This is a genomic window from Pontibacter lucknowensis, from assembly GCF_900156415.1.
In the GTDB taxonomy this organism is placed as follows: Bacteria; Bacteroidota; Bacteroidia; order Cytophagales; family Hymenobacteraceae; genus Pontibacter; species Pontibacter lucknowensis.
Genome location: NZ_FTNM01000002.1, coordinates 573947 through 591304, shown reverse-complemented (window position 1 = coordinate 591304; position 17358 = coordinate 573947). Strand labels below are relative to the sequence as shown.

Sequence of the window (17358 nt, the reverse complement as noted above, 5' to 3'; positions counted from 1 at the left end):
TGCATACCTTATTCCATTGATTAAAATCAAGCTTACCATGTTTAATAAAATCATCGATTTTTCGATACATAATAAACTGGTGGTGGGGCTGATGGTGCTGGCGTTAATCGTTTGGGGAACCTACTCCCTGACGCAGCTGCCTGTCGATGCTGTGCCCGACATCACCAATAACCAGGTGCAGGTGGTTACCTCCTCGCCAACACTTGCAGCCCAGGAAGTCGAGCGCTTCATCACCACTCCCATTGAAATGGCTTTGGCCAACGTTCCGGATGTAATCGAGATGCGATCTGTGTCGCGCTTCGGGCTTTCTGTGATCACCGTAGTGTTTAAAGACGAGGTGGATCAATACCTGGCCCGGCAAATGATCACCGAGCGATTGGGAGAGGCCAGCAGACAGATTCCCGAGCAGATGGGTACGCCAGAACTGGCACCCGTTACCACCGGCCTCGGCGAGATCTACCAATATGTACTGGTAACGGAACCGGGCAGTGAAAAAAAATACAGCCCAACTGAGCTGCGTACTATCCAGGACTGGATCGTACGCCGGCAGTTGCTGGGTACGCCCGGCGTGGCTGATGTCAGCAGCTTTGGCGGTTTCCTGAAAGAATATGAAGTGGCTGTGAACCCATCCAGTCTTCGCAGTATGAACCTAACCGTAAGCGATGTGATCGCGGCATTGGAGCAGAACAACGAGAATACAGGTGCAGCCTACATCGAGAAGAACCAGAGCGCCTTGTTTATCCGCGGCCTGGGACTGGTTAGCACCCTGGAGGACATCGAGAAGATCGTGGTTTCCAACCGAAATGGCTTGCCGGTGCTTGTCCGTGATGTGGCGCAGGTCCAGTACGGCCACCCTGTACGGTATGGAGCCCTCACCCGCAATACCGAAGGTGAAGTGGTTGGAGGCATCGTGTTGATGCTGAAAGGGGCCAGCTCGTCTGAAGTGATCAAAAACGTGCAGGATAAAGTTGCCAGCATACAGTCATCGCTGCCGGAAGGCCTGGTGATTGAAGCGTATCTCGACCGCAGTGACCTGGTGGGGAAAGCGATCAACACTGTGGCAACCAACCTGATCGAGGGCGGACTGATCGTTATTTTTGTGCTGGTGCTCTTGCTGGGCAACCTGCGGGCAGGACTGGTTGTGGCATCGGTAATTCCTCTGTCTATGCTCTTTGCGCTGGGTATGATGAACGTATTCGGCGTATCAGGCAATTTGATGAGCCTGGGTGCAATCGACTTCGGGCTTATAGTGGATGGTGCCGTAATTATTGTGGAGGGCGTGCTGCACTTCATTGTGGTCAAGAACAAGGACCTGCCACTACGCCGCCTCACGCAAAAAGAGATGGACCTGGAAGTGAAAAGCGCTGCCTCCAACATCATGAACTCAGCCGCCTTCGGTATGCTCATCATCCTGATCGTATACCTGCCAATCATGGCACTGGTAGGGATTGAGGGCAAGATGTTCAAGCCGATGGCACAGACAGTAAGCTTCGCCATTATGGGTGCTTTCATCCTGTCGCTTACTTATGTGCCGATGGTATCGACTCTCTTGTTGAGCAAGACTACGAAGCACAAGCCAAACATCTCAGACCGGATCATGGGCTTTCTGGAGCGGGTATACCGTCCGGTGATCACCTTTGCCCTGCGCAGCAAAGCACTGGTCATTGGGGCGGCACTTGTTTTGTTCGCCTTCAGTTTGTTTGTGTTTAGCCGCATGGGCGGGGAGTTCTTGCCTGACCTGGAAGAGGGAGACTTTGCCATGGACCTGCGCCTGGTACCAGGTGCTTCGCTCAGCCAGACCATCGAAACTACCACCAAAGCCAGTGAAATTCTGCTGACGCAGTTCCCTGAGGTGACGGAGGTGATCGGAAAGATAGGGACCGCTGAGATCCCAACCGACCCAATGCCGATAGAAGCCGCGGACGTCATGATCCTGCTCAAGGACAAAGACGAGTGGACCAGCGCCAGCACCCGCCAGGAATTGGCCGCCAAAATGGATGAAGCCCTGAAAGTGTTGCCAGGTGTAAACTATGGTTTTCAGCAACCGATCCAGCTGCGCTTCAACGAACTGATGACGGGCGCGCGGCAGGATGTGGCTATCAAGATTTTCGGGGAAGATCTGGATCAGCTTTCGGAGTTGGCCGATCAGGTTGATAAACTGATAGCTCCCGTAGCCGGCGTGCAGGACATTTATGTGGAGGAGGTCACGGGTTTGCCGCAGATCGTGGTGGACTACAACCGCGCCCGCATGTCGCAGTACGGCTTGCAGGTGGCTGACGTGAACGCGGTGCTCCGCACGGCCTTTGCCGGACAGGCTGCCGGGGCTATTTACGAAGGCGACCGCCGCTTCGACCTGGTCGTGCGCATGGAAGGGGGCTCTCGCAGTGACCTGAATGACATCGAAAACCTTTTTGTAGGGCTGCCACAGGGAGGACAAGTGCCCTTGCAGCAGGTAGCAGATATCCGCTTTGAAGAAGGACCGATGCAGATCTCACGGGAGGAAGGCCGTCGCCGTATTGTGGTGGGCTTCAACGTGCGCGAGCGGGATGTGGAGTCGATTGTGACCGAGATACAGGACAAACTGAGCCGTGAGCTGCCCCTTCCGGCTGGCTATTTCATTACCTACGGAGGACAGTTCGAAAACCTCGTGCACGCCAAGCAACGCCTATCAGTAGCCGTTCCGGCGGCTCTTCTGCTAATCCTGCTGCTCCTGTACTTTGCCTTTAAGTCCGTGAAGCAAAGTCTGCTTATTTTCACTGCTATACCTTTGTCAGCCATCGGTGGCATCTTTGCACTCTGGCTGCGCGACATGCCTTTCAGTATCTCGGCAGGTGTGGGCTTTATCGCCCTGTTTGGTGTGGCAGTGCTAAACGGCATCGTACTGATCGGCTACTTTAACCAACTCAAGCGGGAAGGTATGACTGATGTCTACGAACGCGTACTGCTAGGGACGAGTGTTCGTCTGCGGCCGGTACTAATGACGGCATCTGTGGCCGCGCTGGGCTTTCTGCCGATGGCCCTTTCCGGTTCAGCCGGAGCCGAAGTGCAGCGTCCGCTGGCCACAGTAGTAATAGGAGGCCTGTTCACTTCCACGCTACTGACTCTCGTGGTACTGCCAGTGCTCTATTACATTTTCTCTTCGAATGAAAAAAGCACGGAAGAAGAGCTGCAGCGCAAACCTGTATCTGCCCACCTGCTTGCGCTCCTCCTGGTAGCTGGCAGTCTGCTTTACCCGGCGCAAGGTATAGCGCAGTCTACCCAAGGGCCGCTGAATCTGCAGCAGAGCATAAACTATGCCCGGGAGCATAACCTCGGCTTGAAGAGTGCGGCTTATGGTGTGGAGCGCGAGCAGGCCATGCGCGGCGCTGCGACCGATCTGCCCAAAACCAACCTGTCCTACAGCAGGGGCCAGATCAGCACCATCAATAAGGATGAATATATCTCCGCTTCCCAGCAGTTTGCCTTCCCGACGGTATACCGCGATCAGGCACGGCTCGCTGACGCCACCATTCAACAGGCTGAAGCGCAGAAGCAGATCGTGGAACGGGAGTTGATCCGGGACGTTAAGCAGGCCTGGTACCTGCTGCAGTACCATAACGAGCGCCTGCGCTTGCTCCAGCAACAGGACAGTCTGTATGGACGCTTTACCAGAGCCGCCACCATCCGCTTCAAAACAGGAGAGACTGGTTATCTGGAACAGGCCACGGCCGAGACCCGCAGCTTGGGTATAAAAACCGAGCTGCAGCAAGCACAGGCCGACCAGCAGATAGCCGAGAGACGGCTCCGTCAGCTTCTACAGGCACAGGAGCCATTGCAATTTGAAGAGGAAAGGCTAGGCAAGCGGGAATTGATCTTACAGTCGGATAGTTCAGCTTTAGCTTCCAACCCCTATATCGCCTTTTTGCAAAGCGCGACACAGGTAGCCGGACGGCAGAAGCAATTGGAGCAGTCACGTCTACTGCCAGACTTTACAGTCGGTTACTTCAACCAAACCTTTATAGGAGAGGCGCCACGCGAGAACCCGAACCGGATATACAATTCCGGTGACCGTTTTACGGGTTACGAGGTAGGTATAGCCGTTCCGCTCTGGTTCGGGGCACAGCGGTCGCGCATAAAGGCGGCTAAGATGAATGAGGAGGCCATGAAGAGCCAGGTGCGGTATCAGCAGCAGATGCTTCTGACCGAGCTGCAGAACCTGGCGCAGGAACTGCAGAAGCATGGCAACACCCTGGCATTCTTTGAGCAGGGAGCGTTACGCCAGGCTGACCAGATGAACAAGGCCGCTGAACTCAGCTTCCGCACCGGCGACATCGACTATGTGGAGTATGTGCAGGCGCTCGACCAGGCTTACCAGCTACGCAGCAATTACCTGAACGCCCTCCGCGATTACAACCAAACCATTATCAGTTTAGAATTTACTGCAGGAATCGAATAACATGACAGCATATTACATAAAGACCATTGCCCTATGCGGACTGCTTAGTCTGGCGGCATGCTCTAAACAGGCACCAGCCGAGGAACCAGAGGCTGCTACAACGGAAACTTCAAACACCGCATCACCCTTTGTCGTTTCATTTTCCGAAGCGCAGCAAAAGGTTGGCGGCATTGAACTGGGCACGATCGAAAACAAGCCGCTTTCGGCCCGCGTGACAGCTAACGGACAACTTCAGCTGCCACCACAGAACAAGGCTAGTATCAACCCTTTAATGGGAGGCGTAGTGCGCTCTATACCTGTAAAAGAAGGTGAGTATGTGCAGAAAGGCACGGTGCTGGCCACGATCCAGAATCCCGAGCTGATCAAGCTGCAGGAAGAATACCTGACTACCCGCAACCAGCTGCGTTTTGCAGAACAGGACTACGAGCGCCAGCGCACGCTCAGCGAAGAACAGGTGGGCTCCCGCAAGCGATTTGAGCAGGCCGAGTCAGACGTGCAGGTGCAACGGGCAAGGCTGAAGGCGCTTGCTACCCACCTGTCTGCCATGGGCATATCCCCTAAAAACGTGGAAGCAGGACAGATCACCTCTACCATGGCCATCACGGCGCCCATCAATGGCTTTGTACGCGTCATCGACGTGAACATGGGTTCATATGCACAGCCGGGTCAGCAGATGTTCGAACTCGTGAACAACCATCACCTGCACTTAGAGCTCAGCGTGTTCGAGCGGGACTTCAGCAAAATGAAAGAGGGTCAGAAAGTACTGTTTACCATGCCAAATGTAGCAGGTGAGCCGCTCGAGGCGGAAATTTTTGCATTGGGCAGGGCATTTGAAGGCGATTCGCGCATGGTGACGGTGCACGCCGAACTGGAGAACAACAAAAACGCCAACCTGTTGCCAGGCATGTATGTGAACGCACAGATTCTGGCCGGTAAGCAGGAATTGCCAGCGCTACCCGAAGAATCGGTGGTACGCTACAAGGGCAAACATTATGTTTTTGTGAAAGAAGGTCCTACTACGTTTCGCATGCAGGAAGTGGAGACAGGTATAGCCGAAAATGGTTTTATGGAAGTTAAGCCTTTGAAAGAGATGCCTGCCACGGCTCAGGTCGTTACCAAAGGCGCCTACTATGTACTGGCCGAGAAGATGAAATCGGAAGTGGCAGAAGAGTAAACTGAAATAGAATCCATACAAAAAAATACAGCGCCGGCTCCAATGAAGGGACCGGCGCTGTTATTTTTTGAAAGGATTAATTATTAATTAAACTTTCAACTTTTAGCCATGCTTTTATACGTGACTTGTGTTGTAATTGGTTACAAATCTTTGAAAATAAATTAATTATTTTTCAAGAAGTGCCTTAGGAGGCTCGTTTGGCCACTAAAATCGGCTCCAGTACAGACCACACATTATCTGCCAGTATCCGCTGCCCCTCTACAGTCGGGTGAATGCCATCGCCTTGGTTAAGAGCCCGATCGCCTGCAACACCTTCCAGCAGGAAAGGAATAAGCGCTACATTCTTGTCGTTGGCCAGTCGGGTAAACACCTCCTGAAACTCCTGGGTATAGCGCTGGCCCATGCTCGGCGGCATTTGCATACCTGCCAGGATGATCTCCGCATCCGGATTCTTTTCCCGCACCTTATCGATGATCGTGCCGAGGTTGTCGTACGTAGAAGCCGGATCTATACCTCTCAGACCGTCATTGGCACCCAGTTCCAGCACAAATACATCGATCGGCTGTTTCAGTAACCAGTCAATGCGGCTTTTGCCACCGGCTGAGGTTTCGCCGCTCAGTCCTGCGTTTACGGCTTTATAAGGGAGACCAAGGGAATCGATCCGCTCCTGGATCAGCGCCGGAAAGGCTTGGTCAGGTTCCAGGCCGTAGCCTGCAGTAAGGCTGTTACCGAAGAACACAATGGTCTTGATACGCTCGTTTTTAGGTGCTTCAGTTGTGGTGGTAGTGTCGGATTGTGCCTGCTGTTCTGTTGCCACCTGCTCAGTGGTAGTGGCCTGCTCACAGCCCGACAGGGTAAGGAAAAGGGCTAGGAATAAGGAGATATACTTGCTCGTTTTGTTCATGTAGCTTATTTTTTGCTAAATTTAGTTTTATCAATCTTAAAACCTATAACGACCGGTATAAGTTATTAGGTTCGGGAATAGTGCAGCATATACCTATACCTGCGGCGCTATACCTGACGTTACAATTCATAAAACACTACCTACGTGTCTACTATACTAGAAATCAACAACCTGAAGAAAACCTACGACAGCGGCGACCGTCACCTGACTGTGCTGGAGGGAATCAACTTTACATTGCAGGCCGGTGACACCTGTTCTATTGTTGGACCTTCCGGAAGCGGCAAAACTACTTTGCTGGGCCTTTGTGCAGGACTCGACAGGGCCAGTAGCGGCTCTGTTGTACTCAACGGTGTGCGGCTCGACAACCTCAGCGAAGACGCAAGGGCGCAGGTGCGCAATCAGTATGTGGGCTTCATCTTTCAGAACTTTCAGTTGATCCCTACGCTTACGGCCCTTGAGAATGTGATGGTACCGCTTGAGCTGCGTGGCGAACGCAATGTGCAGCGACAGGCCATGGATCTGCTGGCCCGCGTAGGACTGGCGGAACGTCACGACCATTACCCGACACAACTCTCAGGAGGAGAGCAGCAGCGGGTGTCGCTGGCAAGGGCTTTCTCCAATCGACCCACCATTCTCTTTGCCGATGAGCCAACCGGTAACCTGGACGAGGAGACCGGCGATAAGGTTGAAAAGCTGCTGTTTGACCTGAATAGAGAGGCGGGGACTACGCTGGTACTCGTGACCCACGATTTGGAACTGGCCGAAAAGACGCAACGCATTATTCGCATTAAGGGCGGGCATGTGGTGTCTGATACAGGAGCTCCTGAAACAGTTCACCAGTCCGAGGACTCCAACCTTTCCTAAGGTATAAGTTTCAAGCCCGTAAAATCTTACCTCACTAAACTTCAAGTAAACCTTGTCTGACAACAAGCCAAATCCGGATAAACCGAAACTGAACATACCCTGGCTACTCAAGATGGCCTGGCGCGATACCCGCCGCAGCCGGGGCAGGCTGGTGTTGTTCCTGTCATCCATCGTGTTGGGTATAGCCGCGCTGGTGGCCATCAATTCGTTCCGCGACAGTTTGCAGGTAGCCATTGACGAGAAAGCCCGTGGCCTGATCGGCGCAGACCTGGTGATGGGTATGAACAAAGAGCCCGATTCGCTTTCCATGGCACTGATCGATTCGGTAAGTACGCTGGGCAAGCGTTCTGACGAGAACCGCATGATGTCGATGGTATACTTTGTGAAGAGCAACGATACCCGACTCGTGCAGGTGCGGGCGCTGGAAGGGGAGTTCCCTTACTTCGGAGCCATTGAAACCGAACCGGTAGAAGCCAGCCGAAGTTTCCGTGAGGACAGGCGAGCGCTGGTGGATTATAACCTGATGCTGCAGTACGAGGCGCAGCCCGGCGACTCGATTCGGGTGGGTGCGTTGACCTTTGCTATCGAAGGGGCCCTGCACCGTATACCTGGCCAGACAGCCATGACGGCTGCCGTAGCGCCCGTCGTGTACATACCGAGACAATACCTGCCCGAAACCGGCCTGATTCAGCGCGGCAGCCGGGTTTCTTACTATTACTACTACGACCTCAATGATAATGTACAACCCGATACGCTAGGCAATCGGCTGGATCCGCGGTTCGAGGAGTTGGGGATGTTCTATGACACCGTAGAAACGCGCAAAAAGAGTATGGGCCGCTCATATGACGAACTGGCCCGTTTTCTGGCGCTGGTAGGCTTTGTGGCCCTGCTGCTTGGCTGCGTAGGGGTAGCGAGTGCCGTGCACGTGTACATGCGCGACAAGCTGGCTACCATTGGCATACTTCGCTGTCTGGGTATGAGCGGCAAGCAGGCCTTTCTGGTATACCTGTTCCAGGTAATGGGCATGGGCTTGCTGGGTGGACTTGCCGGTGCGGCCTTAGGTAGCGTCGTGCAACTGGTGCTGCCAGAGCTGTTTGGCTCTTTCCTGCCGGTGTCTGTAGATGCTTACTTTTCATTTACAGCCGCTGCACAAGGTATACTGCTGGGTGTGGTCGTGTCGGTGCTCTTTGCGCTGCTCCCTCTGTTAAGCATACGGCAGGTTTCGCCGCTGATTACCCTGCGTGCCACGGTGGAGCACCTGACCAACCAGAAAGATCCGCTCCGCTGGGCGGTCTATGGTCTGATACTGGCCTTTGTTATTATTTTCTCCCGTTGGCAGATGGGCACCTGGTGGCAGGCCCTATACTTCACAGGAGGGGTCATTGCGGCCTTTCTGGTACTGGCTCTGCTCGCTAAAGGCTTGTCCTGGACTGTCAAACGCTTTTTCCCTTCCCATTGGGGCTACATCTGGCGGCAGGGACTAGCCAATCTGTACCGTCCAAACAACCAGACCTTGCTACTGGTTGTTTCCATCGGTTTAGGCACAGCTCTGATCGGCACGCTCTTTATGGTGCAGCGCACGCTACTGAGCGAGGTGTCGCTATCCGGTACTGAAGATCAGCCAAACCTCGTCTTATTCGACATTCAAAATGCACAGCGCGAGCAGGTGGCTGATCTGACAAAACAGGAGGGTCTCCCTATCCTGTACTTTGACCCAATTGTGACAGTAAGACTGGAGCAGATCAATAACCTGACTCTGGCCGACGTTCGCAAAGACACCACCCTGGAGATCAGACCCTGGAACTTCACAAGGGAATACCGCGTGACCTATCGCGACCATCTTAGCGACTCCGAGAAAACACAGGAGGGCAGTTGGAGTGATAATCAGTATGGTGGTAGCGGCAGGGTGCCTGTGTCCTTGGAGGAACGGTATGCCGAGCGTATTAAGGTAAATGTGGGGGATTCGCTGCTGTACAATGTACAGGGGGCAACTATACCTGCACGGGTAGCGCATATTCGCCGGGTTGACTGGAACCGGGTGCAGACTAATTTCCAGGTGCTTTTCCCGGAAGGCGTGCTCGAAGAGGCCCCCCAGTTCCATGTGCTGATGACACGCAGCGACAACGAGCAACAGGCAGCGCAGTTCCAGCGCAGAGTCGTGGAGGCCTTTCCGAACGTGTCCGCCATCGGCCTCGATCTGATCCTGCGCACCCTTGAGGAAGTAGTCAGCCAGATATCCTTCGTGATTCAATTTATGGCCCTCTTCAGTATTTTCACCGGTTTACTTGTGCTGGTAGGCTCGGTTAATGTAAGCAAATATCAGCGGGTACAGGAGAGTGTGCTCCTACGTACACTCGGGGCTAACAAAAAGCAGATATTAGGTATAACGCTGATGGAATACATGATGCTGGGGGTACTGGCTGCCGCTGTAGGCTGCGTGATCGCCTTTGGTGCCGCATGGGCTCTGGCTGTATTTAGCTTTGAGATGGAGTTTGTGCCAGTGCTCTGGCCTTTGCTGGTCATCTTTGTGCTGGTAACGCTGCTGACTGTAGCAGTTGGCTTGCTGAATAGCCGGGGTGTGTTGAACAGACCGCCACTGGAGGTCTTGAGAAGAGAAGCGTAGGAGCTAAGGGGTCAGGTAGCAATCAAGGCAAAATATTCTTTCCCGAGACACAAACCGCTTTAAAACAAAAAAGGGATCTCTTAAAAGATCCCTTTTTCTAAAGATTGCATAGACAACAAATGCCATCTGCAAACTTTGATTATATTGGATTATACGCCCGACTATTTCGGAGGTTACAGCCCCCCAAAAATATTTTGCAAAAATTTTAATAGGTGCTGGAAGCCAGCATCACCAGCGTGCAATGGTGCATGGTTTCTATACCTGCGTCTTCGGCCATTTGCTCCAGTTCGCGGTTTTCAGTACCCGGATTGAAAATGATGCGCTTCGGCTTTACAGACAAGATATAATCATACCAGGTTGGCTGGTTCTGCGGTCCCACATACAGGGTTACCGTATCTACTCCTTCAATCTTCTGTTCTTTATCAGTAATAATGGGCTGACCGCCAACTTCTCCTTTTCGAATGCCCACAGGCACCACATCATGGCCGTGCTGTTGCAGCCGGTGTATAGCCTTGTAGGCAAAGCGGGAGGGATTATCGGTAGCACCCAGTACAAGTGTCTTTTTCATAATTCAGATATTTTGCTCCCTCTATTTAACCGCTATACGTCCTGAAACGTTACAGGGCAATCAGGTATAAGACTTATACAATCCATTTAGCTATACCTGTCGAAGCACTTTGGCCGCTATTTTTTCGGCACAGCGCTCCCCGTCCATTGCCGCTGACACAATGCCTCCTGCATAACCGGCGCCTTCTGCACAAGGGTAAAGGTTCTTAACCTGAACATGTTCCAGGGTCTCTCTATCGCGGGGTATCCGCACAGGGGAAGAGGTACGGCTTTCTACACCAATGATCTGGGCGTCGTTACTCAGGTAGCCGCGCATTTTGTTGCCAAAGGCTTTGAAACCTTCACGTAGGCGATAAGCCATAGCAGGGGAGAACAGTTTATTCATATCTACAGGTGTCAGGCCAGGCTGGTAGGAAGTCTCCAGCAGGGCTCCACCGGTTTTCTGACGGGTAAAGTCGAGGAGGAGCTGGGCTGGCGCTTTCTGCGTGCCGCCGGCCATTTCGCAGGCTTTGCGCTCCAAAGCTTCCTGCATACGCAGTCCGGCAAGTGGACCGTACTTATCGAGTTCCATGTCTTCCAGCTCTATCGCCACGACTATACCTGAGTTGGCAAACTTAGAATCGCGACGGCTCGGTGACATACCGTTCACCACCACTTCGCCGGGAGCTGTGGCAGAAGGTACAATAAAACCACCCGGGCACATACAGAAGGAGAAAATACCCCGCTGCTTGTTATCGTAAACCGTCTGATGCACCAAGGCATAGGAAGAAGCCGGCAGCCAGCACCCGCGGTCTTCACACTTGTACTGTATGCTGTCGATGAGGCGCTGCTGATGCTCCACACGTACACCCATGGCAAAAGGCTTGGCTTCAATGGTAATGCCTTTGTGGTGCAACAGCTCGAATATGTCACGGGCGCTGTGGCCGGTAGCCAAGATTACGGCTTCACCGGTAAATTCCTGCCCATCCTGCGTAACCACGCCTTTCATCACGTCCTGCGCCACGATAAAATCGGTCACTCGCTTATCGAACAGCACCTCACCACCAGATGCTTCTATACTTTCGCGGATGGCGGTGATAATGCGGGGCAGTTTGTTTGTACCGATATGCGGATGGGCATCGAAGAGGATGTCGCGGGTAGCACCGTGCTGTACGAAAATCTCAAGTATACGCTGCAGATCACCGCGCTTCTTGGATCGGGTATAGAGCTTGCCGTCTGAATACGTACCGGCACCGCCTTCGCCAAAGCAATAGTTTGAATCAGGATTCACGATATGCTCTTTGTTGATAGCCGCCAGGTCGCGGCGGCGCGAACGAACGTCTTTTCCACGTTCCAGCACAACGGGCTTCAGCCCGAGTTCAATGCAGCGCAGAGCAGCAAACAGACCAGCCGGTCCAGCGCCCACAATAATGACCTTCTTTTTAGTACTTACATCAGGGTAGCTATACCTTGGCGAGATAATATCAGCAGGAGGGGTGTCCAGATAAATATCGGCTCTGACCCGAAGCAGCACCTGTCGCCCACGGGCATCAATAGAACGCTTGATGCGGTGGATATGCTTTACATCTTCCGGCTTCACTCCGGCACTTTTAATGAGCTCCAGCTCCAGCACTTCATCGTTGTACGCCACCTCTGGCGACAGCACAACTTCAACTTCTTTCTTATTCATTTACAGTTAGTAAGGTATTTATCCTTAAATTAATTATTGAATGAGTAATTGATTTAACGAGTGATTATTTTTGATTTTGAATAAGTGATTGCTTATTAAGTAGAGTACAATTTCCCACCACAAAGAAAAGAATCAACTTTAGATTTTTGAAAAGCATAAGAAACCACTCAGTTATTATAATTTCAACTCACTCAATCGCTAGTTCTATAAATCACTCAATTCCTAAACATCTCCATTCAGAACTTTCTCAACCCAGCCTTTGCCCCAGTTGCCAAGCTCTTCTTCAGACCATAGCTCCGGGTAGAAAATGCGCTTTTGGAACTTGGGAGGCAGGTATTTCTGCCAGTTGGTTCCGCCCGTAGCAGCAATCACCTCCGGGTCGCGCTGCAGGTAGCGTACGGCTGACTTATAATGCATCAGCGGCCAGTTCACGTTCACATTGCTGTCGAGCTCACGCAGCTGGCGGATCAGGCGCGGGTTTTGCTGTTCTTCCTCAGACAAACGCTTGTAGACAGCCCAGACATTCATGTGTTCATACTGCCTTGCAAACTGAATGAGTTGCTGTGTATACTTTTCTTCAAATCGTATCAGCGTGAGCGTCTTGGCTCCCGATGACACTTCGGTGGCGCCTTCTTTCCAGTAGATGCAGCCCATCAGTTCCTCATGCGTGCTCTGCAAACCAAGGGCCTTGCGTTTCTCTTTATCGGTGAGGTTACGAAGCTCTGTCGAAGCAATCTCGATCATGCGGTACTGCACCGACTGGAATCCACTGGCTGGCATCAGGGCCATCCGGAACTGCAGGAACTGCTTCGGATCCATGCCATCCACCATCACATCAAAGGAGTCGATCAGGTTTTCAAAATAGCGGTTTATTCGCTTCAAGCGTTTGAAGAGCATTTCACCTGTAATCACTTTGTCTTCACCTATTTGACGGTATTCCTCCAGGCAAAGCTTAAAGTAGAGTTCGGTGATCTGGTGGTACATGATGAAGATCTTTTCATCCGGTATGGTCGTGCGGGGGTTCTGCAGGCTCAACAGGGTATCAAGGTGAATATAATCCCAGTAGTTGAGGTAATCCGTGTAGTAAAGTCCCTCCAGATAGGCCGCCAGATCCTGCCCGAGTGGCACGTACTTGGCTTCCAGTCTGCGGAGTTGCTCCAGCACTTCCGGCTTAAAAGGTTGTTGCTCCATGGTATACAGATGGGGGTTTATGAGATGCCATTAGCCTACAAATAAAGTAAAACAATCGCATAGATTTTGAAGACACGCCCATATTTATCACTCCTTCCATGAAAACAATTATCTGCCAAAATAAATCCAATGGTGCCAGGCAACCATTTTTCTACCATTAGCATCATGTGTTTTGAAGACTCATAAAGCCGTGCATTTCGATATAGTTGATGGGCCGAAAACCGATATTAATAGAGCAAAAGCGACTGTTGGTAGAAATCACCAGAATATACCGGCGAAAAAATGTTATAATAAGCCTTAATTGTTAAATTTGGGTTTTACGATATTTACCCGCTTTATCCCCATGGCAGAAAAAAGCAGTGTCTTTGATATGATTGGTCCCATTATGATAGGCCCCTCAAGCTCCCATACCGCTGGCGTAGTGCGCATTGCACGTGCGGCCATCCGGGTGTTAGGAACGGTTCCGGAGGAAGCTATCATTACTTTTTATAATTCATTTGCTCAAACCTACGAAGGCCATGGCTCTGACCGCGCTATTGTAGCCGGCCTGCTGGATTTTAAAACAGATGACAAACGAATTAAGGAAGCTTTTGACCATGCCAAAGAGCGTGGCCTGAAATATACCTTCCGCTCGGTAGGCAACGCCTCTACCATGCACCCCAATACGATCAAGCTGAACCTCAAAGCAGGCGACCGACAGGTAGAAGTGATCGGCCAGAGCCGCGGCGGGGGCGTGATCAAGATTGTAGAGGTAGACGGGTTTACGGCAAACTTCTCGGCTAATCTGCATACGCTGATCATTGACGCGGATGATGTGAAGGGCAGCATCGCCTTTATCGCAACCGTGATCGCACAGGATGATTGTAACATTGCCACTATGAACGTGTCGCGAAAGGGCAGAAATGAATTGGCTCGCCAGTTCATCGAAATGGACTCTGGCATCAAACCTATCACACTTGAGTACCTGAAGCAGCTAAGCTGGGTAAAGCATGTGATTTACATTCCTAACATCGACCTTTAAGAAGAAATCATACTATGAAAAAAATGTCAAACAAGGTGCTTTTGTTGGCCCTGGGATTAACAGTTGGTGGATTTGGCTCCGCCATGGCGCAGCAGCAGGGTGCAGGAGGTGATGGCGTATGGTCGCTGCAGGAAGCTGTGGATTATGCAAAGGCAAATAACCTGAACGTGCGCCAGAGCAGTCTGAACCGTGATCTAAGCAAGGCTGACCTGAACCAGTCACGTGCATCCCGACTGCCCAGTATCAATGCCAATGGTAACTACAGCTTCAACACAGGTTCATTTCAGGACCCGGTAAGCTTTAGCCTCCAGACGCAGAATGCCCGTACCTCCAATGTATCGGTCAACGCATCGTTGCCGCTGTTTGCAGGTTTTCAGCAGGTAAATCAGATCAAGCAGAACAGTTTAGATCTCGAGGCGAGTGAGCAAGACTATCTTTCTGCTCAAAATGATATCACAATTCAGATCGTAACCGCTTATCTGAACATCCTGTTTGCCAACGAGCAGATGAATGTGTCTGATCTGCAGCGCAACCTCACCAACCAGCAGCTCACCCGCACTCAGGCGCTTTTGAAAGCTGGCAGCGTGGCCGAAAATGCTGTGTTGGATCTGGAGTCACAGCTGGCAACAGACGAACTTAACTACATTACAGCACAGAATCAGCGCGATATAGCAAGGCTGACGCTGATGCAGCTGTTGAATATCCCGACTACAGAAGAGTTTCAGGTAGAAATACCAGACATCCCGGAACCTGATGAAAATCCGGTCATTGTGGATGGAAGCCAGGTATATGATGTGGCCCTGCAGACGCTCCCTGCCATTCGTGCCACCGAGCTACGCTTGCGCAGTGCCGATACAGGTCTTAGTCTGGCGCGTGGTGCTTATTTCCCACGTCTTAGCCTTTTTGCAGGTGCAGGTAGCAGATATGCCAGCACCAGCCGCAGACTATTGGCTATAGAAAGGGAAGTAGTAGGCCGTGTGCCACAGGTGGTATACCTGAACGAAACAGGCACTGCCTCACAGACACTCTGGTTTGACAATGTGGAGACACGTCGTATTGATGAATATTACGGTATGTTCCGTCAGTGGGACGACAACCTGAACACGCAGGTAGGTGTGTCACTTCAGATTCCGATCCTGAACAGTTTGCAAGTACGCACCAACGTGCAGCGAGCTAAAATACAGCAGCAAAATGCACAGCTCAATGCGGACATTGCCCGTAACAACCTGCGTCAGACGATTGAGCAGGCCTATGTGGATGCCATCGCGGCACAGCGTCGCTACGCAGCTGCCCGCCAGCAGGTAAACGCCTCTGAGAAAAACTTCCGCAATGCTGAACTAAGACTTCAGGGTGGTGTGATCAACACAGTAGATTTCAATGTTGTAGCGAACACCTACCGCTCGGCTCAGTCCAGCCTGGTACAGGCGAAATACGAGTATACCTTTAAACTAAAAGTCTTGGATTTCTACCAAGGCAAAGATCTCTCTTTCTAATATAAAATTATGGCAGCGAAAAAATCGAATAAGCTTATTTACACCCTGATAGGCGTTCTGGTTCTGATTCTTGTACTGGCTCTAGTAGCTAAAAAGGCAGGCTGGATTGGCAAGGAAGAAGGAACAGAGGTAGTGCTGGCAGAAGCGAAGCGCTCCGAGATTGTAGAGAAAGTAAGTGCCTCAGGTAAAGTACAACCTGAAACTGAAGTAAAAATAAGCCCGGATGTTTCAGGTGAAATCATTGAACTGACCGTACAGGAAGGCGACTCCGTTGTAAAAGGTCAACTGCTGGTACGCATACGCCCTGACAACTACCAGTCGCTCGTAGACATGCAGACAGCTGGCGTAAACCAGGCCCGCGCTAACCTGGCGCAGTCAAAAGCCCGTTTAGCGCAATCAAAAGCTAATTTTGTACAGATTGAGCAGAACTTCCAGCGCAACAAGAGTCTGTTTGACCAAAAGGTGATATCCGAAGCAGAATTTCAGCAGATCAAATCACAGTACGAAGCAGGCAAACAAGAGATCGAGTCTATGGCTCAGAGCGTGCGTGCCGCTGAATTCAGTGTTCAGAATGCGCTGGCTTCCTTGAACGATGCCCGTGAGAACCTGAACAAAACCACCATCTATGCCCCTGTAAGCGGCACGGTGTCAAAACTTAATGTGGAAAGAGGAGAACGTGTAGTAGGTACTTCCCAGATGGCCGGTACAGAGATCATGCGCATTGCCAACCTCAACAATATGGAGGTACGTGTGAACGTGAACGAAAACGACATCATCCGGGTAGGTATGGGAGACTCCGTAATTGTGGAAGTTGACTCTTACACCAGCCGCGACGAGAAGTTCAAGGGCATCGTGACCTCTATTGCAAATACCGCAAAAGACGCCGCTTCACTGGAGGCCGTGACTGAGTTTGAGGTGCGTATCCGTTTGCTGAACGAATCGTACAGCCACCTTGCCGATAAAAACGCACGTCCATTCCGTCCGGGCATGACAGCTTCGGTTGACATCATCACAGCACGCAAAAATAACGTTTTATCTGTACCTTTGTCCGCTGTGACGACTCGCTCGAACACGCCAGCCAGATCAACAGGAGAGAATGCTGAAGGAGAAAACGGTAATGGAGAAAACGCAAATAATAACGCGGAACCAGCTCCGGCAGCACCTTCAGGACCAATCGAAGAAGTTGTGTTTGTGTATGCAGACGATAATACCGTTAAATCAGTAAAGGTGAAAACCGGTATCAGCGACTTCGAGAACATCGAGATTCTGAGTGGTCTGGAAGAAGGTCAGAAAATAGTATCCGGTCCTTTCAGAGCTGTATCGAAAACATTGAAAGACGGAGCCAAAGTGGCCGTGAAAGACGAGAAGTCACTAAACAAATCAGCTTTGGCTGAAGCGAATGGTGAATAACAAATAA

The 17358-nt window shown here is 51.5% G+C and carries 11 protein-coding genes; 7 read left to right on the top strand and 4 right to left on the bottom strand.

What is annotated here, in order from left to right; translation table 11 throughout:
- Positions 1–37 precede the first annotated feature (37 nt).
- Both BW972_RS08745 and BW972_RS08740 read left to right on the top strand, forming a co-directional pair.
- Positions 38–4435: a CusA/CzcA family heavy metal efflux RND transporter gene (locus BW972_RS08745; protein WP_076422122.1), complete on the top strand. Its 4398-nt coding sequence runs from the start codon at positions 38–40 to the stop codon at positions 4433–4435.
- A 1-nt stretch (position 4436) separates the two neighbouring features.
- Positions 4437–5609, top strand: coding sequence for an efflux RND transporter periplasmic adaptor subunit (locus tag BW972_RS08740; protein ID WP_076421807.1), 1173 nt, complete (start codon positions 4437–4439; stop codon positions 5607–5609).
- A gap of 184 nt (positions 5610–5793) precedes the next feature.
- Here BW972_RS08740 and BW972_RS08735 read toward each other — a convergent pair whose 3' ends face one another.
- The gene (locus BW972_RS08735; RefSeq protein WP_007652492.1) at positions 5794–6513 is read right to left on the bottom strand and encodes an arylesterase; all 720 of its coding nucleotides are present in this window, start codon (positions 6511–6513) and stop codon (positions 5794–5796) included.
- Between the two features lie 144 nt (positions 6514–6657).
- Here BW972_RS08735 and BW972_RS08730 point away from each other — a divergent pair, with 144 nt between their 5' ends.
- Together BW972_RS08730 and BW972_RS08725 are read left to right on the top strand one after the other, a co-directional pair.
- On the top strand, positions 6658–7377 hold the full coding sequence (locus BW972_RS08730) for an ABC transporter ATP-binding protein (protein ID WP_007652491.1): 720 nt from the start codon (positions 6658–6660) through the stop codon (positions 7375–7377).
- A gap of 112 nt (positions 7378–7489) precedes the next feature.
- A complete protein-coding gene (locus BW972_RS08725; RefSeq protein ID WP_076422121.1) occupies positions 7490–10000 on the top strand; it encodes an ABC transporter permease in 2511 nt (836 codons plus the stop codon).
- Between the two features lie 205 nt (positions 10001–10205).
- On the opposite strand, the gene BW972_RS08720 is transcribed toward BW972_RS08725, so the two are convergent.
- The 3 genes from BW972_RS08720 to BW972_RS08710 form a co-directional block, all read right to left on the bottom strand.
- Positions 10206–10568: a CoA-binding protein gene (locus BW972_RS08720; protein WP_076421806.1), complete on the bottom strand. Its 363-nt coding sequence runs from the start codon at positions 10566–10568 to the stop codon at positions 10206–10208.
- Between the two features lie 90 nt (positions 10569–10658).
- Positions 10659–12236, bottom strand: a complete 1578-nt coding sequence (locus BW972_RS08715; RefSeq protein ID WP_007652487.1) for an NAD(P)/FAD-dependent oxidoreductase — start codon at positions 12234–12236, stop codon at positions 10659–10661.
- Between the two features lie 222 nt (positions 12237–12458).
- Complete coding sequence (locus tag BW972_RS08710) at positions 12459–13427, bottom strand: tryptophan 2,3-dioxygenase family protein (RefSeq protein WP_076421805.1); 969 nt, start codon at positions 13425–13427, stop codon at positions 12459–12461.
- 343 nt (positions 13428–13770) lie between these two features.
- Between BW972_RS08710 and sdaAB the strand changes: the two genes are divergently transcribed.
- Genes sdaAB through BW972_RS08695 form a run of 3 tightly spaced genes read left to right on the top strand, consistent with a single transcriptional unit; the run spans position 13771 to position 17351 of the window.
- Entirely contained in the window at positions 13771–14448 is a 678-nt protein-coding gene (sdaAB, locus tag BW972_RS08705; RefSeq protein WP_040573410.1) for an L-serine ammonia-lyase, iron-sulfur-dependent subunit beta, read from the top strand.
- 14 nt (positions 14449–14462) lie between these two features.
- Positions 14463–15941: a TolC family protein gene (locus BW972_RS08700; RefSeq protein WP_076421804.1), complete on the top strand. Its 1479-nt coding sequence runs from the start codon at positions 14463–14465 to the stop codon at positions 15939–15941.
- Between the two features lie 9 nt (positions 15942–15950).
- Positions 15951–17351: an efflux RND transporter periplasmic adaptor subunit gene (locus tag BW972_RS08695; RefSeq protein WP_076421803.1), complete on the top strand. Its 1401-nt coding sequence runs from the start codon at positions 15951–15953 to the stop codon at positions 17349–17351.
- Positions 17352–17358 lie beyond the last annotated feature (7 nt).

Coding starts and splice junctions, on each gene's coding strand:
- sdaAB (WP_040573410.1), top strand. CDS start 13,771: ATGGCAGAAAAAAGCAGTGTCTTTGATATGATTGGTCCCATTATGATA.
- BW972_RS08735 (WP_007652492.1), bottom strand. CDS start 6,513: ATGAACAAAACGAGCAAGTATATCTCCTTATTCCTAGCCCTTTTCCTT.
- BW972_RS08700 (WP_076421804.1), top strand. CDS start 14,463: ATGAAAAAAATGTCAAACAAGGTGCTTTTGTTGGCCCTGGGATTAACA.
- BW972_RS08695 (WP_076421803.1), top strand. CDS start 15,951: ATGGCAGCGAAAAAATCGAATAAGCTTATTTACACCCTGATAGGCGTT.
- BW972_RS08710 (WP_076421805.1), bottom strand. CDS start 13,427: ATGGAGCAACAACCTTTTAAGCCGGAAGTGCTGGAGCAACTCCGCAGA.
- BW972_RS08740 (WP_076421807.1), top strand. CDS start 4,437: ATGACAGCATATTACATAAAGACCATTGCCCTATGCGGACTGCTTAGT.
- BW972_RS08720 (WP_076421806.1), bottom strand. CDS start 10,568: ATGAAAAAGACACTTGTACTGGGTGCTACCGATAATCCCTCCCGCTTT.
- BW972_RS08745 (WP_076422122.1), top strand. CDS start 38: ATGTTTAATAAAATCATCGATTTTTCGATACATAATAAACTGGTGGTG.
- BW972_RS08725 (WP_076422121.1), top strand. CDS start 7,490: ATGGCCTGGCGCGATACCCGCCGCAGCCGGGGCAGGCTGGTGTTGTTC.
- BW972_RS08715 (WP_007652487.1), bottom strand. CDS start 12,236: ATGAATAAGAAAGAAGTTGAAGTTGTGCTGTCGCCAGAGGTGGCGTAC.